General features: G+C 43.6%; 19 protein-coding genes. 13 read left to right on the forward strand and 6 right to left on the reverse strand.

The features are described from left to right. Positions 1-88: 88 nt before the first annotated feature. The gene (locus tag DFP77_RS11215; protein WP_258861134.1) at positions 89-889 is read left to right on the forward strand and encodes an MBL fold metallo-hydrolase; all 801 of its coding nucleotides are present in this window, start codon (positions 89-91) and stop codon (positions 887-889) included. 70 nt (positions 890-959) lie between these two features. Here DFP77_RS11215 and DFP77_RS11220 read toward each other — a convergent pair whose 3' ends face one another. Beyond that, positions 960-1853 (reverse strand): LysR family transcriptional regulator, encoded by an 894-nt coding sequence (locus DFP77_RS11220; RefSeq protein ID WP_114412380.1) that lies wholly within the window; start codon positions 1851-1853, stop codon positions 960-962. A 256-nt stretch (positions 1854-2109) separates the two neighbouring features. Between DFP77_RS11220 and DFP77_RS11225 the strand changes: the two genes are divergently transcribed. Beyond that, the gene (locus DFP77_RS11225) at positions 2110-4065 is read left to right on the forward strand and encodes a ligand-gated channel protein (protein WP_114412381.1); all 1956 of its coding nucleotides are present in this window, start codon (positions 2110-2112) and stop codon (positions 4063-4065) included. 96 nt (positions 4066-4161) lie between these two features. On the opposite strand, the gene DFP77_RS11230 is transcribed toward DFP77_RS11225, so the two are convergent. Further along, a complete protein-coding gene (locus tag DFP77_RS11230) occupies positions 4162-5538 on the reverse strand; it encodes a glycine--tRNA ligase (RefSeq protein WP_114412382.1) in 1377 nt (458 codons plus the stop codon). A gap of 271 nt (positions 5539-5809) precedes the next feature. On the opposite strand from DFP77_RS11230, the gene DFP77_RS11235 reads away from it, so the two are divergent. After that, positions 5810-6250 carry a DUF3429 domain-containing protein gene (locus DFP77_RS11235; protein ID WP_114412383.1) on the forward strand — a complete coding sequence of 147 codons (441 nt, stop codon included), beginning with the start codon at positions 5810-5812 and terminating at the stop codon, positions 6248-6250. Between the two features lie 156 nt (positions 6251-6406). On the opposite strand, the gene DFP77_RS11240 is transcribed toward DFP77_RS11235, so the two are convergent. Then, the gene (locus DFP77_RS11240; RefSeq protein ID WP_012068645.1) at positions 6407-6667 is read right to left on the reverse strand and encodes a DUF5062 family protein; all 261 of its coding nucleotides are present in this window, start codon (positions 6665-6667) and stop codon (positions 6407-6409) included. Between the two features lie 262 nt (positions 6668-6929). Between DFP77_RS11240 and DFP77_RS11245 the strand changes: the two genes are divergently transcribed. The 10 genes from DFP77_RS11245 to ggt all read left to right on the forward strand — a co-directional run bounded on the left by DFP77_RS11245 (position 6930) and on the right by ggt (position 21632). Continuing rightward, entirely contained in the window at positions 6930-7619 is a 690-nt protein-coding gene (locus tag DFP77_RS11245) for a GntR family transcriptional regulator (RefSeq protein ID WP_114412384.1), read from the forward strand. A gap of 28 nt (positions 7620-7647) precedes the next feature. Further along, positions 7648-8526, forward strand: a complete 879-nt coding sequence (prpB, locus tag DFP77_RS11250) for a methylisocitrate lyase (RefSeq protein ID WP_114412385.1) — start codon at positions 7648-7650, stop codon at positions 8524-8526. A 108-nt stretch (positions 8527-8634) separates the two neighbouring features. Further along, a complete protein-coding gene (gene prpC / locus DFP77_RS11255; protein WP_114412386.1) occupies positions 8635-9774 on the forward strand; it encodes a bifunctional 2-methylcitrate synthase/citrate synthase in 1140 nt (379 codons plus the stop codon). A 46-nt stretch (positions 9775-9820) separates the two neighbouring features. Continuing rightward, positions 9821-11308, forward strand: coding sequence for a 2-methylcitrate dehydratase (prpD, locus tag DFP77_RS11260; protein ID WP_114412387.1), 1488 nt, complete (start codon positions 9821-9823; stop codon positions 11306-11308). A 468-nt stretch (positions 11309-11776) separates the two neighbouring features. Next, a complete protein-coding gene (locus tag DFP77_RS11265) occupies positions 11777-13753 on the forward strand; it encodes a methyl-accepting chemotaxis protein (RefSeq protein ID WP_258861135.1) in 1977 nt (658 codons plus the stop codon). A gap of 93 nt (positions 13754-13846) precedes the next feature. Next, positions 13847-15949 (forward strand): tRNA(Met) cytidine acetyltransferase TmcA domain-containing protein, encoded by a 2103-nt coding sequence (locus DFP77_RS11270; RefSeq protein WP_114412389.1) that lies wholly within the window; start codon positions 13847-13849, stop codon positions 15947-15949. 269 nt (positions 15950-16218) lie between these two features. Beyond that, entirely contained in the window at positions 16219-17211 is a 993-nt protein-coding gene (locus tag DFP77_RS11275) for a TRAP transporter substrate-binding protein (RefSeq protein ID WP_114412390.1), read from the forward strand. Between the two features lie 169 nt (positions 17212-17380). Continuing rightward, the gene (locus tag DFP77_RS11280; protein WP_114412391.1) at positions 17381-18058 is read left to right on the forward strand and encodes a TRAP transporter small permease; all 678 of its coding nucleotides are present in this window, start codon (positions 17381-17383) and stop codon (positions 18056-18058) included. A 16-nt stretch (positions 18059-18074) separates the two neighbouring features. Beyond that, complete coding sequence (locus DFP77_RS11285) at positions 18075-19688, forward strand: TRAP transporter large permease (protein ID WP_114412392.1); 1614 nt, start codon at positions 18075-18077, stop codon at positions 19686-19688. A gap of 183 nt (positions 19689-19871) precedes the next feature. After that, complete coding sequence (gene ggt, locus DFP77_RS11290) at positions 19872-21632, forward strand: gamma-glutamyltransferase (protein WP_114412393.1); 1761 nt, start codon at positions 19872-19874, stop codon at positions 21630-21632. Between the two features lie 20 nt (positions 21633-21652). Here the strand turns inward: ggt and DFP77_RS11295 are convergent, their stop codons facing one another. The 3 genes from DFP77_RS11295 to DFP77_RS11305 all read right to left on the reverse strand — a co-directional run bounded on the left by DFP77_RS11295 (position 21653) and on the right by DFP77_RS11305 (position 26157). Next, entirely contained in the window at positions 21653-22411 is a 759-nt protein-coding gene (locus tag DFP77_RS11295; protein WP_114412394.1) for a sulfite exporter TauE/SafE family protein, read from the reverse strand. A 96-nt stretch (positions 22412-22507) separates the two neighbouring features. Continuing rightward, on the reverse strand, positions 22508-23866 hold the full coding sequence (locus DFP77_RS11300; protein WP_114412395.1) for a sigma-54-dependent transcriptional regulator: 1359 nt from the start codon (positions 23864-23866) through the stop codon (positions 22508-22510). After that, entirely contained in the window at positions 23866-26157 is a 2292-nt protein-coding gene (locus DFP77_RS11305; protein WP_258861136.1) for an ATP-binding protein, read from the reverse strand. The genes DFP77_RS11300 and DFP77_RS11305 overlap by 1 nt, the downstream gene beginning before the upstream one ends. Between the last annotated feature and the right edge of the window lie 27 nt (positions 26158-26184).

Consider the following 26184-nt stretch of genomic DNA (forward strand, 5'->3'; position numbering starts at 1 on the left):
CAAGTGGGTTAAGTGGTGATTAAATGTCGCTTCTGAGGAAATACTGTCACAAGCTGAAAGTCAGCTAAAAATTGTCTTACTTGTTCGTATGTTCCTTAAACTTGGTCATTCTTCTATTTTATTAAAAGTCTATGGAGAGTATTGGCTGATTGATCCTGTATTCTCGGATCGTGCATCACCGTTTCAGTTTGTTGGACCAAAACGATTCCACCAGCCGCCAATTAGTTTAGAAGATTTACCTCCTATCGATAAAGTCTTGATTTCCCATAATCATTACGATCATTTAGACAAAGCGAGCATCAAAATTTTGCTCGCGAAAACGCAACAGTTTCTGGTGCCAAAAGGAGTCGATGGGGATCTCATTAATTGGGGAGTCGAGGCCAATAAAATTGTTACATTCGATTGGTGGCAAGAACTTCAGACTAACCAAGGTTTGGTTGCCTTTACGCCTACACAACATTTTTCTGGTCGTGGAATGGGCGATGGCAATACCACCTTATGGGGATCTTGGGTCATTAAAACACCACAAGAAAGCGTTTTCTTCAGCGGTGATTCTGGCTATTTTTCAGGATTTAAAGAGATTGGCGACAAGTACGGGCCCTTTGATCTTACCATGGTGGAAACGGGCGCTTACGATAAAGACTGGGCGGATATCCATATGAAACCAGAGGAAAGTATTCAAGCACATATGGATTTACAGGGTAAAGTGATGATGCCAATTCACAATGGCACTTTCGATTTGGCATTTCATACCTGGCATGATCCGTTTGATCGGGTAGTTACTGAAGCTGAACGTCGTGAAGTGACGTTAAGTACTCCAGAATTTGGTCGTATATTTTCCATTATCGATTTGCCGCCGTTAACGCCTTGGTGGCAACAGGCACCTTAATCAGCCCACCTTTCGCCAGACCTCGGCGCTTTGCTATCTTCTGATAACCAAGCGCTGAAGCTATCTATCATCAATAAAAGGCTTTGCCAGCTTCCCGTAGATATTGAATCAATGTCTGCATTTTTTTGGGGAGGTGACCAAAAGGATATTGCAGATAAACCGGAAGTGGCTTGCCCTGCCATTCAGGCAAGCACGAGACAAACACTTCAGGATGTCGTTTTATATGTTTATCTGCAAAATAATGGGGCAATAAGCCAACGCCTTTACCTTGAATAATAGCTTCTGCATGCAAAATATATTGGTCTACCGTAAGACGTGATTGCGGCAGATCAAACGATACATCGCCCTCTGTCTCATGCTCTAGGGTGATGTTGTTTTGTTCATTCTTTAAGGTATCAACCCAAGCGTAATGATTAAGCTCTGTCGGATGATTTAACATACCAATGCGTTCCAAATAGTCTGAGCTGGCATACAAACCTTGGCTTAGAGCACCAATCTGCTCAGACCGTAGCTGATCATTAACCGGCTCACCAACCCACACGCATATATCGTTGCTTTTTATTTCTTGGAACAACTGATTGCCAGTGCGGACTTCAATATTAACCTGAGGAAACTCTTCTAGGAAATCAAACATGAGTCCCGAAAACCAACCTCGAACTAGCGTTGTGTGAACATACACTACTAACGACCCACTAATTTCATCTTTCAATTCTTCAACCGCTTTGTGTCCTTCATCGGCGACATGGAGCAGTTTTTTGGCAAACGGCAAGAACTTAATCCCAGCCTCATTGGCAAAAAGTCGGTTGGCTTGCCGACGCAGTAAAGGCTGATTTAACGCCTCTTCTAAGTGGCTAATGCGACGACTTAACGTGGATTTAGATACACCAAGTTCCTGAGCACTTTCCTTAAGGCTGCCTGTTTCCATAACGGACACAAACGTCCTCACCTCATTCAAATCGTACATTCACTTTTCCCCTGATCTACCTTTAAACATTCTTAAGATGCAGTCCAAATTTTGCTTTTCTGTTCACTTTAATACAGCCCTCATAAAACTAGCTGGTCTTGAGGTCTCTTGCAGATGTTGCAAAAAGAGGAACAGAACGTGCCACCACAAAAAGTGAATATTATCAGATAATACAAATGATAAGCATTCTTAATATCTTTTGTGTGCCAAATTATACGAGATAAACACTACTTCTACTACGGAGAAATTGTTCATAATGACCCCTTCAGCTCGCTATTATAAACTGACCACTTTAGCCGCCCTAATCAGCGCTACCACTTATTCAGCAACACTATTAGCAGAAGAGAATACTGTTGACCTAGATAAATTGGTTGTATCGGCTTCGGGATATGAGCAACAAATCACTGATGCCCCTGCATCTATTACCGTCGTTACTCAAAAAGAACTTGAAAAGAAAGCTTATAGAGATGTCACAGATGCCTTGAAAGATGTGCCTGGTGTTATGGTAACGGGTGGTGGTTCTTCTGGAGATATATCCATGCGTGGTATGAGCGGAAAATACACTCTCATACTTGTCGATGGAAAGCGCCAAGGCTCACGCGAGACAAGACCAAATAGTGATGGCCCTGGTATTGAACAAGGTTGGACGCCACCATTATCAGCCGTTGAGCGTATTGAAGTTATCCGTGGCCCAATGTCTTCGTTGTACGGCTCAGATGCGCTTGGTGGTGTTATTAATATCATCACCAAAAAAGTACAAGATAAATGGGGTGGTGAGTTGTCATTAAGCACAACACGTCAAGACAGTTCAGTATCAGGCGATAGCCAACAGGCCGACTTAATGCTGAGCGGACCTTTAATAAAAGACAAGCTAGGTTTACAGCTTTATGGTCAAATTTCACAGCGTGATGAGGACAATATTGTTAATGGTTATGCGGATCAAGAAATTACAAATGGCACAGCTAAACTCTCTTGGCTTATGTCAGAACACCAAAACCTAACCTTTGAAGCAGGTAAAGAAACACAAAATAGAACAGTCAGTTTAGGAAAATCCGCTGGGGCAAGAGCATCATCTGATAGTGATGTCGACTACGATCGTGAGCACTACGCCATCACCCACACCGCAAACGTGAATGACAATCACCTTGAAACTTACCTAACTCACGAAGAAATCGACAACCCTAGTCGTGATATGAACTATCAAAATACTGTACTTAACAACAAAACAGTACTTCCATTCGATGCTCACATATTGACCCTTGGTGGACAATTCGACTATCAAAAACTAAAAGATGAAAGTAACACTCTTTCGAATGGACTGGATGAGCTTACTCGTTGGAACATGTCATTATTTGCAGAAGACGAATATTTTGTTACTGATGATCTATCTTTAACAGGCGGCTTACGCTACAACGAAGATGAAAACTACGGTTCAAACGTATCACCACGACTATATAGTAACTGGTCATTCGCTCCAGATTGGACATTGAAGGGAGGCATAAGCTCTGGCTACCGTTCACCCGATCTTCGTCAAGGTACAGATGGTTGGGGACAAGTAACAGGTGGAGGTGATGCGGTAATTTTAGGTAACTCTGATTTAAAACCCGAAGAAAGTACAAGCCACGAAATTGGCCTTTACTGGGATAATCAACAAAGTACACAACTCAGCGCAACCGTCTTTCATACAAATTATAAAGATAAAATCACCGAAACAAGACTGTGTAATGCTTCTTGCGTGTATCAGGGTGAAAATTATCGTTTTATTAGCGAACGCGTAAACGTAGATCGTGTAGTAATGCGAGGTGTTGAGCTTACCTTCTCGCATCAATTCACAGAAACTGTGTCCTTAGCAGCGAACTACACCTATACAGATTCAGAACAAAAAACTGGTGATTTCGCAGGAAAACCGTTAAATCGTCTGCCAGAGCACATGGCTAATGCAACACTGAACTGGGATACAACACCTAAACTCACTTCTTGGACTCGCGTGAACTACCGAGGGTCATCTAGTGAAGGTTTAGGCCGCACGTCAATGGAGGAAGCAATTCCTTCCTATACCTTTGTCGATACAGGCATCAGTTACAACGTCAACAACACAGTGTCTGTTTATGCGGGCATATACAACTTTTTTGATGAAAAAGTAGATTATGATACTTACAACAAGGTATTAGACGGTCGTCGCTATAATGCCAAAGTAAAAGTAGTCTTCTAGTTAATGCTCTTTTGACTTTCCCTTTGTGTTAACAGCACACAAAAAAAACCACGCTCTCCGAAAGAAAAGCGTGGTTTTTTATATCATCAATAAAAACTAGTTTTTATTGATGAAGTAGTTAATTACGTAAGCAGGAAGATCTGCTGCGTTCACAACAATCTGCTCCATAGTGTCACGGTCACGAACCGTCACTGGTGCACCTTCTTGTTCGATAGAATCGAAGTCGACAGTGACACAGATAGGCGTACCTACTTCGTCATGACGACGGTAGCCTTTACCTACGTTACCTGTGTTTTCATAAAGAATGCGACCAAGACCTAGTTTCTGCAGCTTGTTCTTCAACTCTTTCGCAAGCGCAACGATCTCTGGCTTGTTCTTCTTAAGCGGCATGATAGCCACTTTGATTGGTGCTAGATGCGGTTTGAACTTAAGCACTGTACGAGTCGAACCGTTTGGTAGTTCTTCTTCTGTATAAGCTTCTGTCATTACAGCCAATAGGCCACGATCTAGACCAGCAGAAGGTTCGATACAGAAAGGAACTTCCCATTTGTTCGCTTCAAGGTCACGGATAGCCAACTTAGCTGTGGAATGCTCGTTCTTTTTCACTTTTGCAGAAAGACCAAACTCTTCTTGTGCTTTCGTGTGAGAGCCTAGATCGTAATCGGTGCGGTTCGCAACACCTTCTAATTCCTCAAAGCCATGTGGAAACTTGTACAAGATATCTACAGTAGATTTAGAATAATGAGCTAGATCATCACCTGTCACGTATTCAAACTGGATATTTTCTTCGGCAAGACCTTGATCTAACCACCACTGTTTACGTGCTCCAACCCAGAATTCATGCCATTTCTCATCCTCACCTGGCTTACAGAAGAACTCCAATTCCATTTGTTCGAATTCACGAACACGGAAAATGAAGTTACGTGGTGTGATTTCGTTACGGAAAGATTTACCAATCTGTGCGATACCGAATGGCAAAGTACGGGAAGTCGAGTCAACCACGTTTTTGAAGTTCGTGAAGATACCCTGTGCTGTTTCTGGACGAAGGTAAGTATAAGACTCTTCGTTCACCATTGGGCCAACGTTGGTTTTAAACATCAAGTTAAAATCACGAGGCTCAGTCACATTGGTAGAACCACAGTTGTCACAGACTTTAATGTCTTTCATGTGGTCAGCACGCATTCGGGATTTACACTCATGGCAATCTACCATTGGATCGGTAAAAGTATCCTCATGACCAGAATATTTGTAGACGTGTTTGTTTTGAATGATCGCAGCATCCAAACCCTCTACATCGTCGCGCTCATAAACCATGGCGCGCCACCAAGCGGCTTTTAGGTTGTTTTTTAATTCAATACCTAGCGGACCGTAATCGTAAGCACCTTGCATACCACCGTAGATTTCACTGCCTTGGAAAATAAATCCGCGACGTTTACATAGGGAGACGAGTTCATCCATTGTTTTAGCTGGCATTTCTAAACACACCTTAAGCAAAATTCGTTAAATAAGGACATGAGAGCCATTTTGGCATCATGTTCAAGTAATCATAGCCGACCATTGTACTCGTTGACCCAATTTCGCTCAATGGCGATTCTTGATTAGAGCACTACAAAAAACTTTACACTTATTTGTACATAAATAGGATAAAACAAGGATATAAAGTACTGTTTTAAAGTCTATTTTGTTAGATAATTCGCATTGTTTTCATATTTATATTTTTCGGTACTTTTTCAAAGGTAACAACATGCGTTTTTATAAGTCTGTAGTGGTCACTCTCGCTACATTGAGCATAGTTCCATTTATTTTAGCCACTTATTTGAATCTTTCTCACAGCACTCTATTTGGTAAAACTGGCGTAACAATTTTTGCAACCTATGGAGCCATTATCCTGAGCTTTCTCAGTGGTATTATTTGGGGACGAGTAATAGAGCAACCGGAAAGTGGTGCCGGTAAAATATTATTGATTTCCTCTAATATCGTTTTGCTCTCAGCATGGTGCTCGTTACTGCTGAGTACACCTGAATTGTCAGTCGTATTGCTGTTGCTAGGCTTCATTACTATTTTCTGGCTAGAAGCAAGATGGTTGAAGCCATCCTATGTAAACAAAGCCTATTTGACGCTCCACTTTGGCATCACATCGCTCGTCTGTATTATGCATTTGCTGGTTTTATACCCGCATTATTAATAGTGCTAGCTGAAACAAACTGATCTAAGTCTCTTTCCCAAACGTATCATTACTCGACAATTTAATAGATTGGCAGTATTTCAGACAATAAAACCGCTTACCTTGACTGGAACAACCAAACAATTGAGTGGTAAGCCTTAAAATATCCGCGTTATTTTATTTAAGCAGAGGATCATCTTTTGGCAACAACTTCTGAATCCACAACGCTAGTTTGTGCTTCATACTTGGCAAGTCTTCCTTGTCAGCAGGCAAGCCCACCACTAACTTATCCAGCACCAACAAGCGATAAATCGCCTCGGTTTTCTCATTAGCCGACATAGTCGAAGAAAAACCTGCGTAGCCACGTTTAAGCGCATAATTTTCGCCAACCTGAATGGCTTTTTTACTAAGAGCGGCTTCATTTTTAATTTTTTTCATGTTGTTCCTTATCTACTGGTGCATCACACGATTTCCTCGACTCTATCAGTTTTTTATCACCAACCCAGCATTTCAAACAAATAAAGGTAAAAAACACCTTAATAAACATTCTGTTAGCTGTTTCCAACATCTAGATAAAACACTTAAGTACGACCAAAGGATAAGAGCAAATTCAATTTATTGTCGACAATCTACCTTGATAAACCGCTAAAACCAGACTATAACTAGCAATATTGTTAACAATAAAGTATTTCGTCTTCTTATGAACAACCTTATTTCTATCAAATCTGCGACACTGTCTGAAGACATCGCCCAACAGCTCACTAATGCCATTGTGCAAGGACAGATCCCCCAAGGGAGCAAGATATCTGAACCAGAGCTCGCCAAACAATATGGCGTTTCCCGCGGGCCATTAAGAGAAGCCATCGTGAAATTAGAAGGTCTTGGTCTTGTCACCCGCACCGCCAATGTGGGTGCTCGTGTTATAGAACTGAACACTCAAGATATGCTCGACACCTTCACCATGCGAGAAGCATTAGAAGGCATGGCCGCTCGCTTAGCCGCCAGCAAGATGCCATCAGATGAAATAAACAACTTGTATGCATTGCTCGATAAGCACCAAGCACACCTAGATGCCAATCAAGACGAACATTACGTGCAACAAGGCGGCAACGACGATTTTCACTTACGCATCATTCACGCCAGCGGCAACGCCAAGCTTATTCGTTTATTGACCGAAGAACTGTATGCAGTGATTCGCATGTATCGTCGCCACACAGCCGACCAACGCAGCGATCCACGCCAAGCCTTACGCGAGCACAAAGCCATTCTCGATGCGATTGCCAATCACGAAGGTGATCTCGCAGAACTACTCATGCGCCGCCATATCAGCCGCGCCAGCCGGCTATTAAAACAAGCGATGGAGCATTCTGCTATCGCTTCCCGCACTTAATTAAAATCGTTCTAAAGAGAGGAAAATAATGACAATACTTTCAGCAGGCGCCCGTTTTAGACAAGCCGTCGCAACCCAATCGCCACTGCAGGTTGTCGGCGCCGTGAACGCATATTGCGCCATGATGGCCGAACAAACTGGTCATCATGCCATTTACTTATCTGGCGGCGGCGTTGCTAACGCCTCCTATGGTTTGCCAGACCTTGGCATGACCGATTTACACGACGTATTAGAAGACGTTCGACGTATTACTTCCGCCTCTAACTTGCCATTACTGGTCGATATCGATACTGGCTTTGGCGGTGCATTTAATATCACTCGAACCATTCAGAAAATGGAAAAAGCTGGCGCGGCGGCAGTGCATATTGAAGACCAAGTTCAACAAAAGCGTTGCGGCCATCGCCCGAATAAAGCCATTGTCAGCCAAGACGAAATGGTCAATCGCGTTAAAGCCTGCGTAGACGCTCGTGTCGATGACAACTTTGTCATTATGGCTCGCACCGATGCCTTGGCCGTGGAAGGCATGGAATCCGCCATTGAACGAGCGATTGCTTGTGTTGATGCCGGCGCAGATATGATCTTCCCAGAAGCCATGATCACCTTGGACCAATACAAAGAATTTGTCGCTGCTGTAAAGGTTCCCGTTTTGGCAAACATCACCGAATTTGGCGCTACGCCTTTATTCAGCAAAGAAGAATTGGCCAGCGCTGGCGTGGATTTAGTGCTCTACCCACTGAGTGCATTTCGAGCAATGAACAAAGCCGCGCTCAATGTGTATCAGCATTTATTGAACGACGGTCACCAACGTAATGTGGTCGACAGCATGCAAACTCGTAACGAGCTTTATGAATTTCTCAACTACCATGAATACGAAGACAAATTAGACGCGCTCTTCTCTAAGAAATAAGAGTCTAAGAAATAAAAGCCTAAAAAATAAAAACTTAAGATAACAACAAGTAAAGCGTTTAAATATTTTCAACGAATCTCAAAACAAATAAAAATATGAGGTAGGAAAATGGCTAAAGTACTTTCTGGCGCAGGTCTACGCGGCCAAAGCGCAGGTGAAACCGCACTCTGCACCGTGGGCAAAGCAGCCTCCGGGTTAACCTATCGCGGCTACGACATTGATGTCTTAGCCGACAAAGCGAGCTTTGAAGAAGTCGCTTATCTTCTGCTGTACGGCAAGTTACCTAACCGCACTCAGCTGCACGACTACGAACAAAGATTAATGAGTTTACGCAGCTTGCCTGAAGAGCTAAAAGCCGTCTTGGAGCTTATCCCTAAAAGCGCTCATCCGATGGATGTGATGCGCACCGGCTGCTCTTTCTTAGGTAATCTAGAGCCAGAGCTGCCATTTGAAAAGCAACCTTCTCTAGCACTGCATACTGCGGATCGATTGGTCGCGACGCTGCCAGCTATGGTGGTTTATTGGTATCGTTTCACCCATGATGGCGTTCGCGTAAATACGCACAATGCCAACGTGCCTTCCTTGGCGGGTCATTTTCTCACCATGCTGCATGACAAAGAACCAAGCGCCCTCCATACGCAAGTCATGAATGCGTCTTTGATCTTGTACGCTGAGCACGAATTCAACGCTTCCACTTTTACTGCTCGTGTTTGTGCTTCCACCTTGTCAGACATGTATTCATGCGTTACTGGCGGTATCGGCAGCTTACGCGGGCCACTTCATGGTGGCGCAAATGAAGCCGCGATGGACATGATAGAACCATGGAAAACCCCAGACGAAGCCGAAGCGGCCTTGATGCAAAAACTCGCCAATAAAGAAAAAGTCATGGGCTTTGGTCACGCTATTTACAGTGAGCGCGATCCCCGTAACGACATCATCAAAAAGTGGGCAAAAACACTCAGTGAAGACGTCGGTGACGATCACTTATACGCGGTATCAGAACGTTGTGAAGAAGTTATGTGGCGCGAGAAAAAACTCTTTTGTAATGCGGATTTTTTCCACGCCAGTGCTTATCGCTTTATGGGGATTCCAACCAAGTTATTTACGCCAATTTTCGTTTGCTCTCGTGTCACAGGCTGGGCTGCTCACGTCATGGAACAACGGGCGAACAACCGCATTATTCGACCAAGCGCCGATTATATTGGACCAGATCATTCTGAGTGGGTTGATATTGACGACCGTCATTAGTCCAACAAACAAACACATGAAACCTTTGCGCAATTAAGGATAAGAAATGAGCAACAACGTAGATTTAAATAACCGCCCGGATTACGACAAAGTCATCCAAGACATCGCGGATTATGTACTGAACTTTAAAGTAGAAAGCCAAGAAGCCCTCGACACAGCACGCAACTGTTTAATGGATACGCTCGGCTGTGGCTTGCTTGCTCTACGCTTTCCAGAATGCACCAAGCACCTTGGCCCAATCGTACAGGGGACTGTCGTGCCAAATGGTGCTCGTGTACCGGGCACGTCTTTGTCTCTCGACCCTGTGAAAGCGGCGTGGGACATTGGTTGTATCATTCGCTGGTTGGATTATAACGACACTTGGTTGGCGGCAGAATGGGGCCATCCTTCTGATAACTTAGGTGGCATTCTGGCAGTAGCCGATCACCTGTCACAAGTTCGACTATCGAACGGCGAAAGTCCGATGACCATGCGCGAAGTGTTAGAATCCATGGTGATGGCACACGAAATCCAAGGTGTTATCGCTCTAGAAAACTCTTTCAACCGTGTGGGTTTGTGTCACGTGTTACTAGTTCGTGTTGCCTCTGTTGCTGTGGTAACCAAGATGATGGGCGGCGATAGAGAACAAATCATGGCGGCGATTTCGCAAGCTTGGGTCGATGGCTCCGCTCTGCGTACTTATCGTCATGCGCCAAACGCAGGTTCACGCAAGTCTTGGGCGGCAGGCGATGCGACTTCTCGTGCAGTTCGCCTAGCGGATATGTCGATGCGAGGCGAAATGGGCATTCCTGGTGTACTTACCGCGCCACAATGGGGTTTCTATGATGTGTCTTTCTCGAAGACCAACAAAGATCAAGCCATCAAGCCTGACGCACAACGTCAGTTTTCATTTTCACAAGATTATGGCACTTACGTAATGGAAAACGTCTTGTTCAAGATCTCTTTCCCAGCAGAATTCCATGCTCAAACCGCTGCCGAAGCATCTGTTATTCTGCACCCTCTAGTGAAAGATCGTTTAACAGAGATCGACAAGATCGTCATTCGTACTCATGAATCAGCAATTCGTATTATTTCCAAGTCCGGCCCATTAGCGAATGCTGCCGACCGCGACCATTGCTTGCAATACATGGCCGCTGTGCCATTGGCGTTTGGTAATTTGATCGCCGAACATTATGAAGATGACTTTCATGCAGCTAACCCGATCATCGATGAACTGCGTAACAAGATGGAAATCGTTGAAGACAAACGCTTTACTGCTGAATATTTAGAGTCCGATAAGCGCTCTATTGCCAATGCGATTCAAGTATTCTTTAAAGACGGCAGCAGCACTGAAGAAGTCGTGGTGGAATATCCAGTTGGACACCGTCGTCGCCGTGAAGAAGGCATTCCGTTGTTAGAGCAGAAGTTTAAAAACAACTTGGCAACTCGTTTTCCAAGCCGCCAATGCCAAAACATTTTTACGCTTTGCAAGGATCAAGCCGCTCTTGAAAGCACGGCAGTGAATCGCTTCATGGATTTATTTGTTATTGCGTAAACCATCGATGTCATCCAAATAAGCGCTGAATCACTCGGCGCTTATTTCTTTGCTTAAATCCACCTTCCTTAACTCTGCCTGTCATTTTGTATCTAGCCGATATACCACAAGAACAAAGCGATATAATTCGCACCTTCACCAATCGCTTACAAAGAGATTTATCTACGCTTAAGTCAGAATTATAGCCTTGTGGTTATAAAACACTCACAAGCCTACTTTCTAATACGTAAAGACAGCCTATCTATTATCGGTTCTTACCTTTGATTCTTTTCGTTCACAAAAAGCCACAAAAAGAAGAGTGTAAGGAAATTGTAACCAACACTTCTTACATGTATCTTTCACCGAAAATAAAAACAAGTCTCATACAGGACATTCCTCCCTATCCAAAAAATTGCAAGGATTCTTTGCTATATGATTTCTGTTTTTAAAAAAACCTCGCTACCAAAGCAGCTTAGTTTTGGTGCGTTCATGAGTATTCTCGTAATATTCACTTTGATTGTTTTAATTATTGATCGATTATTTAGCTACCAAATCAATGATATAGTCAGCAGCCATCAACAAAAAGAAGCCGCGCTTGTGGCTGAGCAGCTAGAAAGCAAATATCAACTTCTCACCAAAACGGCCAATCGTTTCAGCGGTATTTTAGTCAACCAACTTGAATCTATCTCGATCGATAATGAGCAAACTACGCTTATCAATAATCAGCTACTTCCTACTCTAACGTTGAATAATCAAGTCATTAATGAGAACGCAAAATTTCTAACCGACTTTGCTCATTCCGCTCAACTTGAAGCGAGTTTGCTAGTAAAAACAACTAAAGGTTTGGTAAGAGCGAGCACTACCCTAAAAGACTCAACGGATCGTATCGCCGCAGGTAGTATTGTTGACATACCCGCGGCTGTAAAAGCCCAGCAAACCAACACAGCCCAGATTGCTCAAACACTGTTGTGGAACAAGAAATACATTAGCCATTATGAGAATATTCCCAATAACCCAAACTTGATGATTGAACTGCTTATTCCTTATTCCGCAATTCTTGAATCGTCCGCCAAATCAATTAATGCCATGCAATTTGGAAAAAGCGGTTACATTTACGTCACTGACACTGGCAGTAATGAGGCAACCCTACTTATTCACCCAAGCTTGGCGGGAAAGAATCTCTATACGGAATTCCCTGAATTAAAAGATACCTTTAAAAAAATGTATCAAGAAGACAGCGGCATCGTGTCTTATGCATTAAAAATTGCCGGCAAAGGTGACAAGGCACGTTCATCAAAAGCGGTTTATCAGCATGTAAAGGGCTGGAACTGGGTAGTCACGTTGAAATCCTATAACGATGAATATCAAGAAGAAATTAATGGCATCATTTGGGCGATTATTGGTGTATGCGTAATAGCGGCACTAGTCTTGAGCGTCGTATTATGGTGGTTTATCCGCTATTCCTTAGCACCGTTAAAAGAAATATCTTCTGCGCTGAATCAGTTAGGTAAAGGCAATCTGTCTTTCCGCTTTGAACAGAAAAAAGATTCAGACAGCAAAAACGAAATCGACTTATTACAAAACGACTCGATTCGAATGCGTGATAACTTAATTAATCTTGTTAAGAACATTTTACGCTCCAGTCAGGAATTACTGGCATCAACGGAAGGCATTTCCAACGCTAATACTAACTTGCGCCAAAGCGCTACAGAGAGCCAAGATTCTAGCGCCCAGGTTGGGTCTGCTATCACACAGATAGCAACCTCTATTCAAGAAGTAGCTCAAAGCTCTAACCAAGTGTCTGAAGAATCGATTAACGCCAGAAAGCTAACAGAAGATGGTAACAGCGCAGTACAAACTGTAGAAGAGACAGTAAGCGCCCTATCTTCAGCGTTTAGCCAAGCCTCGGACACCGTTCAGCAAGTAGAAGAAAGTTCAAAAAATATTGGAGATGTTGTTACTGTCATCAGCAATATTGCCGAACAAACCAACTTGCTTGCTCTTAATGCTGCTATTGAAGCAGCCCGTGCAGGCGAACAAGGACGTGGATTTGCGGTTGTTGCTGATGAGGTACGAGTGCTTGCACAACGCACACAGCAATCTACTGAAGAAATTCGCAATGTGGTTGAGAAATTGCAAAGCAATAGCCGATCTGCGGTAAATGACATGGAGCAAGGCCGTAACCAAGTCGACAACAGCGTACAACAAGCGAATTATGCTCATAGTCTTTTAACGAAGATTTATCAATCGATGCTAAACGTCGAAATGGGTATAAATAATGTTGCAGCGGCAACGGAAGAGCAAAGTGTCGCTTCAACACAGATTAATCAAAACGCGGAAGAGCTTCAGCAGTCGGCTATTGCCACCCTTGGACTTGCCAATACCTCCCAAGAGCACAGCCAACATATCCGTGAATTGGCCTCTCAGTTACAAAAAGACTTGGCAATCTTCACTTTGAAAAAATAACCTTTGAAAAAACAACCAACTTTGCATCAGCATTCGTTGGCACTTCCTTGTGGTCACAGTATGATAGTGTGACCACAAGGAAATTTTATTTATATGTCTGACTACCGCCGCCATTGCTTTATTTTAAAAGGCTCGCCTTGCGAGGTTTTGTCAGACTTTCTTCGTCTGTGTAAAAATATCTCTGCACCGCTTATTGCTGCTCATGATGTGAGCCAATATGACGAATTACTAGCTCCATCGTTAACCAAAAAACAGTTTAAGACTTGTTCTTTTAAACAAACCCGACAAGAGCTCGGCAGCAGCCACGATGCTGTTTTGGTGGATTTGACTCATGGAATATCTGCCAGTGCATTGGCTATTTTAGCAGGCACGGTTAGAGGCAATGGCCTTTTTGCTATCGCTTTACCAAACCAAGACTGGTTGAAAATGGCCGACCAAGAGCTATCTCGTTACTTGCCTTGGCCATACGAGCCTGAACAGGTTTATTCAAATTTCAAACAGTATCTACTCGAACACTTAAAAAGCACTTCGCCTTTTCAATGGCTAGAGCCTCAGCAAGTCTCCTCGTTACCAGAACTGCCCCCTCTGAATGCCAATGCGCCACTAACACCAGAACAATCAAGTGCTCAATCATGTTTATTTGCTGAACAAGCACAATCTTACGTATTGATTGCGCCTCGTGGCCGCGGGAAATCCACCTTACTAGGTGATAGCTTGGCCAAGCTTTTAAAAGCGGGGAAACGTGTAGCAATTACTGCGCCCAACCAAGATGCCATTGTGAGTCTAAAAGCTCGGTTTGAAAGCCTCCTTGGATCGTCCAACGCCGAGCTGCCTTTCTATGCTCCTGACGCTCTAGTAGATGATTCAACGTATTGGGATTTTCTGTTTGTAGATGAAGCCTCAATGATCCCGTTACCTTTGCTAATGGCATTAAACCAAAAAGCCAATCACTGCCTGTTTAGTACAACTAATTATGGTTACGAAGGCTCAGGGAAAGGCTTTGGAATTCGTTTCTGCCGACATTTAGCATCACAAAAAACCACCAAGTCATTGGCGTTACAACAGCTTGTTTTAAGCCAACCTATTCGATGGGGGGAAAATGACCCACTGGAAAACTGGATAAACAACACGCTCTTGCTAGCACCTAAAGAGCAAGTAGAGCAAGTAGAGCAGATAGTAAATACCAGTGTTTCAGTTAAGCCACCCAATGGCACAACCGCAAAAAAAATACTCACTGGTAAAAACTGGTTAGAAAACTCCGACTTACTCAACGATACTTTCCAATTGTTAGTAAGCGCCCACTATCAAACGTCAGCAGATAACTTGCGCTGGATATTAGATGACCCATCCGTAACCAGCTTTATTTCGATGACAGCAGAGCAAATACACAGCGTTGCAATAGTAACTGAAGAGGGACATTTACCAGAAGACTTGAGTCTAGCGGTAATGCAAGGAAAACGCCGTCCTCGGGGACACTTAGTACCGCAATCGTTGCTCGCTCACGAAGGGCTAGAAAACGCTGGACAGTACGGCTACTGGCGTATCAGCCGTATTGCAACAGAACAGTCTCAGCAAAACACGGGGTTAGCAAGTCAGCTGCTGAGCTACATAGAAGAGTCGGCAAATAAACGCTGTGATTTTTTATGCTCCAGTTTTGCAGCGACACCCGATGTAGTGTCTTTTTGGCTCAAAAATGGTTACCTACCAGTTCGATTGGGAACAGCAAAAGATCAAGCTAGCGGCAGTTACTCAATCATGATGGTAAAACCACTAACAAAGCTAGCCACTCAGCAAGCAGCGAAATGGCATTCAGGGTTTATGGAGCAATTCTCAATAAACCTACTTTTACAATATGCCGATTTATCTATTGAGTTAATTTTACTTATTTTGAGACAGTACTCTTTCCATCAGACCGAAGTACCGCATTTCGTTAAGCTAACACAGCAAGATTCTCACAATATTGCGCTATTTGTAGAATTTCACCGTCCTTTTGACAGTATTCGACCCACTTTCCTCAAGGCGACATTCAATCTTGCCTTACAGGGTCAATTAACACCTACAGAGCCAAGTCATCAGCTGTTGTTAGAAGCGGCATTAGGTAGAAATACTGAACAAACACGTCAAAGTTCGAACCTATCCGGTAAGAAAGCCATGCACCAGAGTTTCAAAAAACTCCTTTCAACTGTTCACTCATAAAATGGGTGGCCAACCACCCATTTAAATCTATTTCATGTGTGCAATCCCCCCGATTAAATGATTAAAGATCTTCACCAGAATTGCTAAGAATAAATTTAACTCAATAAATTCATACAGTTAGAATAAATCTAAAGATTTGGCACGGATTGTGTAAACAGTATGATAAGCACCACCTGTTTTGCTCTGCCTGCCTCCGATATGGACTTAGAGAAATATCAGGCTAAAAACCAGGTAAACAATAATAATTCAGTTTTTGGAGTCTTATAACAATGAAAAAAATCAGCCTTGCTCTTACATCTTTAGCTCTTGCTCTTTCTGCTGGTACAGCGGTAGCAAACTGTGATTCAGGTGAGCGTGTTGTTAAATTCAGCCACGTAACTGGTGGTACTACTCACCCTAAAGTGGTTGCTGCAAATAACTTCGCAGACCGCGTAAATAAAGAAATGAACGGCAAATTGTGTGTTGAAGTTTTCCCTAACTCCACATTGTTTGGTGATTCAAAAGAACTTGAAGCGCTACTTCTAGGTGACGTTCAACTACTTGCTCCTTCACTATCGAAGTTCGGTTCTTACACTGATAAATATGGTGTATTTGATCTACCTTTCATCTTTAAAGATATGGACCACGCCATCCGCTTCACTAAAACAGCAGAAGGCAAAAAGCTACTTACCGAAATGGATGAGTACGCTGGCTTTGTTGGTCTAGGCTACTGGATGTCTGGTATGAAGTATTTTTCTGCCAACAAACCTCTTTTGGTTCCTAGCGATGCAGAAGGCATGAAATTCCGTGTACAAACATCTGATGTTGCAAAACAAATGATTGCAGCAATGGGCGCTTCGCCTCAAGCAATGGCATTTTCCGAAGTATACGGCGCCTTGCAAACAGGTGTTGTAGATGGACAAGAAAACACTTGGTCAAACATCTACACGAAAAAATTCTACGAAGTACAAGACAGTACAACTGAAACCAACCACCAGTTGTTAGCTTACTTGTTTATGACGTCTTCTGAGTTTTTGCAAAGCCTTTCTCCTGAAGACCGCGTTCAATTTACTCAAATTGCTGATGAAGTGACACAAGCAGCCAACTTGAATGTAAAAGCAGCAGAAGCGGCTAACCGTGAAAACATTCTAAAAGCTGGCGGCAAGATCAATACCCTTTCGCCAGCCCAGCGCCAAGAATGGGTCGATACTATGAAGCCTGTTTGGAAGCAGTTTGAAAGCTACATCGGTAAAGATTTGATTAACGCTGCTGCCGGCGCTTAATTCTTTTTTACCCAGCAGTAAGCTGACCCGAAAGGGTCAGCTTCTGTGGTTTTCATCTGGTTTTTTCTTGGCTTAATCTGCTCCGAGCAGATTACCTCCCAAAACCGACCAAATGCACCACTAACCTGCTTATTAATTTGTTCTGGTCCACTTAGTTAAGGAGACCCCCATGGCACTTTGGCCGCACCTTTATTTACTTATTTTTATTATTATTCTTTGGGCATTAGAGAAACGCTTCCCAAAAGTCATGGAACGGGCTGAAGAAAATCTACTAATGATCGTTATCTCCTCAATCATGGCGGTATCGTTCGGACAGGTTATTGCTCGTTATGGGTTTAACACGGGCTGGGATGCTGCACTTGAATTCAATACAGTCGCCTTCTCTTGGTTAATCCTATTGGGCATGAGCTACGGTATCAAAACTGGCCTTCACTTAGGTGTCGATATCGTTTTGAATGCAGTTCCAAAGCCAGTAACAAAAGCTATGTCTTTGTTTGGCGCAGCGGCCGCTATGCTATACGGACTTATCTTGCTCGACTCAACTTGGTTAGCAATGCTAGGTGTTGATGTGAGCGGTGGCGCAATCGAATATTGGTTGAAAATGTTCAAAATTGGCATAGGTTCAGAAGAACTCCGTTACCCTGAATTCGTACAAGAAATGTTTGGTTTGCGTCCACGCGTTCACCGTTGGATTGTTCTTGTTATTCTGCCAATTAGTTTGGCTCTACTTTCTTATCGATCTCTGCAAGCCTTTATCGATATCGCTCGTGGCAAACGTGCAATGTTGATCAGTGGCCATGAAGCACAAGATCTTGTTAAAGAAAATCAAAACGTCTTGAAAGACTAGGCGTAGGAGCTTAATTATGGAATCAATCATTCTATTTTCATTGGTACTAATCCTGCTGTTTATCGGCTTGCCGGTTGGTATTTCATTGGGCTTATCGTCCATACTATTTATTACTTTCTTCTCACATGACTCTCTGTCATCTGTGGCGATCTCTCTGTTTGGTGCTGGTCAGCACTATACCTTGCTCGCTATTCCATTTTTCATCATTGCCTCGTCTTACATGTCGACCGGCGGCGTAGCGAAGCGTTTGATTAACTTCGCCATTGCCAGCGTTGGTCACTTCCGTGGTGGCTTGGCGATGGCATCGGTATTGGCATGTATGATGTTCGCAGCCTTGTCTGGATCCTCTCCAGCAACCGTTGTTGCCATAGGTACGATTGCCATTGCGGGTATGACACAAGTAGGTTACTCAAAAGAATTCGCAGCTGGCATCATTGCCAATGCAGGTACCTTGGGTATTTTGATCCCACCATCCATTGTAATGGTAGTGTACGCGGCATCCGTTGACGTATCTGTTGGTCGTATGTTTTTGGCGGGTGTTATCCCTGGCTTAATGGCTGGCGGTATGTTGATGCTAGCAATCTATGTGGTTGCACGTATCAAAAAGCTACCTGCTGAAGAGTGGAAAGGTTTTGGCCACCTTATTCGTGGTGGTAAAGAAGCAGGCTGGGGCTTGTTCCTAGTTGTTATCATCATGGGCGGTATTTATGGTGGTGTATTCACTCCTACTGAAGCCGCTGTTGTTGCTGCTGTGTACTCTATGTTTATCGCACTGTTTGTTTACCGCGATATGGGCCCATTAAAAGGTAAAACATGGACAAACGACAACGATGCTCCGCATGCTCGAGTTGGTTTTAATGGTACCGTTTATGGTGTGTCCTTCTTCCTAGTGTGGGAAATCATGTCCTTTTTCGTGTTCGCAGACAGCGAAACAGTGACCGGCGGTGACCGTGCTATTTGGGGCGCTATAATGTCCGTTGCCTTGGCGATTTTCTATGTTTACAAACGTTCTAGTAAAATAGAAGAATCCGTTGGTAAATGCTTGTCTGCAGGTGTGCCTATTTGGGGGCGAAACTTGTCTATGATGCTACGTGGCTTTTTTCCTTCTTTGTTTGGCGAAGAATCTCGAAAAGTTATGTTAGAAGGCACTAAGACAACCATCATGCTGATGTTTATCATCGCAAACGCTTTGCTGTTTGCTCACACCTTGTCTGCAGAACGTATTCCGCAAATGATCACAGAGTGGATGCTTGGTGTTGGCTTTAACTGGTTTACCTTCCTAATCGCTGTAAACATATTGTTGCTAATTGGCGGTCAGTTTATGGAGCCATCGGGTCTTTTGGTTATCGTAGCGCCTGTTGTATTCCCAATTGCAATGGAGCTAGGTGTTGACCCGATTCACCTTGGTATCATCATGGTGGTAAACATGGAAATCGGTATGATCACGCCACCAATTGGTTTGAACCTATTTGTTACCTCCGGCATCACTGGTATGAGTTTGGCGCGTGTCGTAAAAGCGGCCATGCCATTTGTATTAGTATTGATGGTGTTCTTAGTGATGGTAACTTACATCCCAGCTCTTTCTACTGCATTGCCGTACAGCATCATGGGACCTGAAATCATTCAATAACGATTTAATTCCAAAGCGCACTTAATAATGTACGAAAACATTCATAAATTTTGACGCCCTTCGGGGCGTTTTTTTTGTTTATTGTTTACAACTTTACAGCACTTTTTCCTCTTCACTCTATGGCTGTTTTTTGTTCTGATGGAGTAAAGCATTTATCATTCATTTGCATCTATAAGGATTTTAATGATGCTATCAACCCGTTGGTTAAAAACATTCCGTCTTATTCCCTTACTTACTTTTGGTTCTTTTGCTCTCGCAGCAGAGCAAGCCGCCGATACCGTTGCTCCAGAAGGAGCCAACGGCATAGAAGATAAAACCTTAGCTCACGCAGAAAAGTTCATGGTGGCGACAGCTAACCCAGAAGCCAGCAAAGTAGGCTATGATATTCTCAAAGCTGGCGGATCAGCGATTGACGCCCTAGTTGCAGTACAAATGGTTCTTGGCTTGGTTGAGCCTCAATCATCCGGATTAGGAGGAGGCGCTTTTGCAGTATATTACGATGCAGCTAATCAGAAACTCACTACCTTTGATGGCCGAGAAACTGCACCGCAAGAGGCCTCTCCCGAGCTGTTTCAAGATGAAAACGGCAAGCCTTTAGCCTTCTATGACGCTGTAGTAGGTGGTCGTTCTGTTGGTACTCCAGGAACAGTTAAACTCATGGGTGACTTACATAAACGCTATGGCACTTTACCTTGGCAAGATTTATTAGCGCCAGCCACAGAGCTGGCTCAGAAGGGTTTTATCGTGTCTCCTCGCTTGGCAAATGCTATCCAGAGCAGCGCTGAGCGTCTATCTCGCTACCCATCAACAAAAGGCTACTTCTTCAATTTAGATAATACACCCGTCCAAGCCGGCACTCGATTAACCAATACCCAATATTATGACACCTTACGTTTTATTTCGACGTATGGAGCCGATGAGTTTTACACAGGGAAAATCGCAAAAAATATTGTTTCATCGGTACGTGGCGCCATAGACAACCCAGGAGTTCTGTCAGAGCAGGACTTCCTTAGTTATCGTATAAAAGAGCGCCCACCTATCTGTTTACCTTATAAAGAATATGACATTTGCGGCATGGGGCCACCAAGCTCTGGCGCCTTAACTGTTGGGCAAATTCTCGAAATTACTGAGCAATTCGACCTTGCAGCTTTAGGCCCTAACTCACCAGAAGCTTGGCAAATAATTGGGGAAGCATCTCGCCTTGCCTTTGCCGACCGTGGTCGTTACATGGCAGACACTGACTTTGTCCCGATGCCTCAAGGCTTATTAGACAAATCGTATTTGGCCGAACGAGCCAAGCTCATCACGAAAAACAAAGCATTAGAGAGTGTTGAGGCTGGCGAGCCAGAATGGCGCCATCCGATCAAGCAAGCCAATGACATAGCGATTGAACTGCCTTCCACCAGCCATATTTCTATTGTCGACAAAGACGGTAATGCCGTCTCTGTAACCACCACAATTGAAAATGCTTTTGGCTCAAATATGATGAGCAATGGTTTTTTGCTAAATAATGAGCTGACAGACTTCTCTTTTAAATCTCACCAAGATGGCTACCCGATCGCTAACCGTTTAGAACCGGGTAAACGCCCTCGTTCTTCTATGTCGCCAACCATTGTGATGAAAGACAACAAACCTTATTTGGTAGTTGGTTCCCCTGGCGGCTCCCGTATTATTGGTTACGTGGCCAAGACGCTTATCGCGCACCTTGAATGGGGCATGGATATTCAACAAGCCATTAACTTGCCAAATATGCTGAATCGATTCGGTACCTTTGATTTAGAAAAAGGTACACAAGCCGCATCATACGAAAGTGCGCTCAAGAAAATGGGCTACAAGGTGTCGGTACAGGATTTAAATTCTGGAGTGCAAGGTATCGTTATTCAGCCGAATGGTTTAGCTGGTGGCGCGGACCCAAGACGAGAAGGCTTGGTGTTAGGGGATTAAAAGCAAACATTCTCAATAGGTTATAGTAAGGCAATGGACTGCCAAACCAACCTTAACGCCATAGCGGTTAACACTATATTAAAAATTCGATGAAAATGACGATCAGGCATACGCTTTAGCACTTTAAGCCCAACCCAAGTACCTACTGCGCCGCTAATAACCATACAAAACAGTAAAGGCAACCAATCAACTAGCGGAAATCCAGCGACTTCAAAAACTGTAATTTTCAGCACATGCTGTAACGACATCGCGGCCGCAAATGTGGCAACAGTTCGAAAACGGTCAGCGTGAATTTGCTTGATAAAAGCGGCCACTAACGGCCCCGTTGCGCCAGCAAACAAAGTAATAAAGGTCGTCACACCGCCTGCAATGACGGTTCCCCAAGGACCAAGCACCATTTTTGGTAGCTTTGGCCCCCAGCATAAATACAAAATAAATAACGCAATCGTTAAATACATAATAGCAGGTGGTAGCGAAACCAAGACAAAACTGCCAATAAAAGCTCCCAACAAGGCGCCTGGAACAAATGTTGCTATTAGCTTCCAGTCAATATGACGCCAGCTCATCGCCGCTCGACCAGCGTTAGACCCTAGCTGTGCGACGCCATGCAGTGGAATAATAAGCTGTGGCGGTAACACCTGCGCCATCACGCCAAGCAACATAACGCCACCCCCCGCGCCAAAACTGGCGGTAAAAAAAGACGTTAATCCAGACACAATAACAAGAAGGATAAATAAGTGCGGAGACACTTGATCAAAAAGCAATGCAGTTAAATTCATATCGTCGACAGGAAATCACATGGAATAAAGGCGGCAGGATAGCAAAATGGGCGTCTGAAATCTCAGCCACCCTATTCTTATTCGTGATACAGAAAATTATTGCTTATAAATATCTTTATCAAGATCGTACTTACGCATCTTGTCGTAAAGCGTTTTACGCGGTAAACCAAGAGCATCCATCGTCCCTTTGATGGAGCCTTTTTGGCGCAGCAATTCTTGCTCTAACAAGGTTTTTTCAAAGCGCTCTAATTGCTCAGGGAGCGTCATCACGCCTGGGTTGTTTTCATTGATAATGATCTGATCAAACTCGAAAGACCCCGCCTCACCCATCAGCACATATCGCTCGGCTAGGTTACGTAACTCACGGACATTCCCCGGCCAATCGTAGCTCAGCAAGCTGTGCATTCGCGCGGCTGAAAGCGCTTCTGCCTCACGTTTATATTGGGCTATAGCCACCAAACAAAAATGCTGCCAGAGCAAAGAAATATCGTCCTTGCGCTCTCTTAGCGGCGGAATATCGACTCGTACAACGTTGAGTCGATAGTACAAATCTTCACGAAAGGTTCCACCTTCACTTAGCTGTTTGAGGTCAACCTTGGTCGCGGCTAAAATACGCAGATCCAGATCAATCGCCGTATTAGAACCTAAACGCTCTAGGCGACGTTCTTCTAACACTCTCAGCAAGCGGATTTGCATAGACATCGGCATGCTTTCAATTTCATCAAGAAACAAAGTTCCGCCGTTGGCGTGTTCCAGCTTACCAATACGCTGCGTCTTGGCATCCGTAAATGCGCCTTTTTCATGACCAAATAATTCAGACTCCATTATAGAATCTGGCACAGCGCCGCAGTTAATTGCCACAAAAGCATGACCACGACGAGAGCTGTGTTCATGAATATAACGTGCCACTAACTCTTTGCCCGTGCCCGTTTCCCCTTGAATAAGAATATCCGCACCGGTATCAGCTACATGCAACAACGCCTGACGCAGACGATGGATGCCTGGCGTATTACCAATAATCCGTGGTCCAGGGGCATTTTGCGCCGCCAATTCCAAACGTAAATTGCGGTTCTCTAAAGTAAGTTGTCGCTTTTCTGAGGCCCGGCGTACTACGTCTAGAAAATCTTCATTGGAAAAAGGCTTTTCAATAAAATCATAAGCGCCATCGCGAATGGCACTCACCGCCATGCTGATATCACCATGCCCCGTAATGAGAATAAAAGGAATTTCCGCGTCTATTTTTTTAACGTCTTCAAATAATTCTAAACCACTTTTACCGGGCAAATTAATATCGCTGACAATCACACCAGACCAATCAAGAGAAAGCTTTTCAATGACGCCTTGCGCCGAAGCAAACTCAGCAACATCGAAGTCTTCCAGCTGTAAAGTCTGAGAAATCGCAATCCGAACGGCTTGCTCATCATCAATTAATATTACTTTCTTACTGTCTGGCATTAGGGTTCCTCTGCTATAAGAGACTGAGATGACTGATGCTTAAAGCGAGGTAGACTAACACAAAACTCAGCACCGCCTTCGGTCAGGTTTTGAGCAACAATTTGACCTCCCATCACGTCTACAATTCGCTGGCTAATAGATAACCCTAAGCCCAAGCCTAATCCCGACGATTTGGAAGTAAAAAATGGTTCGAAAAGGTGTTTGGTAGCTTCTTCACTCAAGCCGTTCCCTGTGTCTTGTACACAAATAACGATCTGATCTTGCGTGGCTTTTTGTTTAATAAATACTCTACGCTCATTATTTGAATCTTCTAAAATAGCATCGGCAGCATTGGCTAATAAATTCACCAAGACTTGCTCTAAAAAGACCATATCGCCATTCACGATAAAATCTTGATCTTCAGCCACTACCAATTCAATGCCCACTTCCTTATAACGTGGGGTCATGATTTTAAGTGCTCCCATTATAGCCGTTTGAACAGCTATTGGACCTTGCTGAACATCACCTTTGCGGGCAAACACTTTAAAGCGCGCAATAATGTCACCCATGTGGTGACCTAGTTGGCTTATGTGCTGTAAATTAGCGTGGGCCTGCTCGTATTGACCACGATCCAAAAACTTTAAACCATTGCCTGCAAAAGCTCGAATAGCTGTTAATGGTTGGTTTAACTCATGATTCAAACCCGCACTTAATTGCCCTAACACTGCTAATTTTGCAGTTTGAATAAGCTCTCTCTGGGTGCCTTTATGCTCCTCAATTTCTTGACGAAGCCGAGTGTTAGCATCTTGCAATTCAAAGGTACGCTCCTTTACTCGCTCTTCAAGTTCGATTCTAGCCTGAGTAATATCTTGTTCAAAGCGCTTACGCTCTGTCATGTCATGGAAAGTAACCAAGTAACTTAGACGATTGGGTAATTGCATCTGACACAGGGTCATCTCAACTGCTACCGCATGCTCTGAATAACACAGATAACCTTCACGAGTCAGAACTTTAACCCCTAAATCATTAGCTACCGTCAGCAGATCATCCTGATAATGCATATCTGGGCCGCTTTTATTATAGGGTTGAAATAATATATTCAGAGGCTCTCCCACCAAAGGCGCCAATGGTTGACCCACCAACTGTTCAACTGCTGGGTTAAAGGACTCAATTCTGTAGTGCTCATCCAAAGTCACCAAACCTGCCTGTGTGTTTTGTATCACTTCACGAATATAGGCTTGATTGTGGCGCGTCATTTCATTGGCGTCTGATCGCTCGCGCAACATACGGCTTCGCAGCAGTGCAAGTCCAAACAGCAGCCCTGTGATGGTCACACCACCAGCAAAAATTGCTCGCCATAGGGAGATTTCTTCATTAATGGTTTTCAGTGGCGCTAATATTGATATTTTAAAATCCAATAACCGAATAGGACGACTCATTCGCAAAAAAGACTGCCTTTGTAATATCTCAACCCCGTCAACAACAGTGTCTTCCAGAATGTCAATTTCTTGGGACTTCTCGTCAAAGTTTTTTTGATAGACAATCGCTAGCTTTTCAATGGATTTACCAAAATAACGTTGCGAGTCGGCAATACGCTGAAGTTCAGTATGAGACAACTCTCCTAATACTCGGTACAGCCAATTAGACCGAGAACTACTAAATACAATACCGTCAGGATCCAATAATAAAAATTCGTAATGTTGATTGGCAAAACGCTTTTCGAACTGTGTTAAGTCGACTTTTACAACAGCGACACCTATAACAGAGTCGCCTTCATAAACAGGATATGAGAAATAATAACCACGGCGGTTAGATGTTGTACCAAGGGCATAATAACGCCCAGGCTTACCTTGGATGGCGTCTTTAAAATAAGGCCGGAAAGCAAAGTTACGTCCGACAAAACTGGCACTCTCTCGGTAGTTAGAAGCGGCGATAGTCAAGCCATCAGTATCCAAAATATAGCTGTCAGACGCTTCTGTAATGCGGTTAATTTGTTCCAACTCACGGTTGAGCTGATTAATATCCGATTCAAAACCATCTCGAAGTGCTTTACTAACACGGTCGTTGGAGGCCAATAATGTCGGCATATGTTGGTATTTGGCAATTGCACTTTCCAAGACACTGGCAAGCTGATTTAGCTGCTCAAAAGAATCAATCCGCAGCTCTTTAACTTGCTGATTGCGTAATGCTTCCCCACCCTTCAAAATAGACAAAGAAGAAATGATGAAAATAATAATATATAGCCAAAAAACATGCTTTTTCATGCGGTTAGCATCGAACAATTTTGCAACAAAACGATTACTTTGATTCAAGTGTTTATCCTAATATATGTGCTAACT

It is taken from the genome of Marinomonas foliarum (genome assembly GCF_003337275.1).
GTDB lineage: Bacteria > Pseudomonadota > Gammaproteobacteria > Pseudomonadales > Marinomonadaceae > Marinomonas > Marinomonas foliarum.

Bases quoted from the DNA above. Each gene is read 5' to 3' on its own strand.
- DFP77_RS11220 (WP_114412380.1), bottom strand. From the start codon at position 1,853: ATGTACGATTTGAATGAGGTGAGGACGTTTGTGTCCGTTATGGAAACA.
- ggt (WP_114412393.1), top strand. From the start codon at position 19,872: ATGATGCTATCAACCCGTTGGTTAAAAACATTCCGTCTTATTCCCTTA.
- prpB (WP_114412385.1), top strand. From the start codon at position 7,648: ATGACAATACTTTCAGCAGGCGCCCGTTTTAGACAAGCCGTCGCAACC.
- DFP77_RS11230 (WP_114412382.1), bottom strand. From the start codon at position 5,538: ATGCCAGCTAAAACAATGGATGAACTCGTCTCCCTATGTAAACGTCGC.
- DFP77_RS11240 (WP_012068645.1), bottom strand. From the start codon at position 6,667: ATGAAAAAAATTAAAAATGAAGCCGCTCTTAGTAAAAAAGCCATTCAG.
- DFP77_RS11270 (WP_114412389.1), top strand. From the start codon at position 13,847: ATGTCTGACTACCGCCGCCATTGCTTTATTTTAAAAGGCTCGCCTTGC.
- DFP77_RS11300 (WP_114412395.1), bottom strand. From the start codon at position 23,866: ATGCCAGACAGTAAGAAAGTAATATTAATTGATGATGAGCAAGCCGTT.
- DFP77_RS11235 (WP_114412383.1), top strand. From the start codon at position 5,810: ATGCGTTTTTATAAGTCTGTAGTGGTCACTCTCGCTACATTGAGCATA.
- DFP77_RS11265 (WP_258861135.1), top strand. From the start codon at position 11,777: ATGAGTATTCTCGTAATATTCACTTTGATTGTTTTAATTATTGATCGA.
- prpC (WP_114412386.1), top strand. From the start codon at position 8,635: ATGGCTAAAGTACTTTCTGGCGCAGGTCTACGCGGCCAAAGCGCAGGT.
- DFP77_RS11225 (WP_114412381.1), top strand. From the start codon at position 2,110: ATGACCCCTTCAGCTCGCTATTATAAACTGACCACTTTAGCCGCCCTA.
- prpD (WP_114412387.1), top strand. From the start codon at position 9,821: ATGAGCAACAACGTAGATTTAAATAACCGCCCGGATTACGACAAAGTC.
- DFP77_RS11280 (WP_114412391.1), top strand. From the start codon at position 17,381: ATGGCACTTTGGCCGCACCTTTATTTACTTATTTTTATTATTATTCTT.
- DFP77_RS11215 (WP_258861134.1), top strand. From the start codon at position 89: ATGTTCCTTAAACTTGGTCATTCTTCTATTTTATTAAAAGTCTATGGA.
- DFP77_RS11245 (WP_114412384.1), top strand. From the start codon at position 6,930: ATGAACAACCTTATTTCTATCAAATCTGCGACACTGTCTGAAGACATC.
- DFP77_RS11295 (WP_114412394.1), bottom strand. From the start codon at position 22,411: ATGAATTTAACTGCATTGCTTTTTGATCAAGTGTCTCCGCACTTATTT.
- DFP77_RS11285 (WP_114412392.1), top strand. From the start codon at position 18,075: ATGGAATCAATCATTCTATTTTCATTGGTACTAATCCTGCTGTTTATC.
- DFP77_RS11275 (WP_114412390.1), top strand. From the start codon at position 16,219: ATGAAAAAAATCAGCCTTGCTCTTACATCTTTAGCTCTTGCTCTTTCT.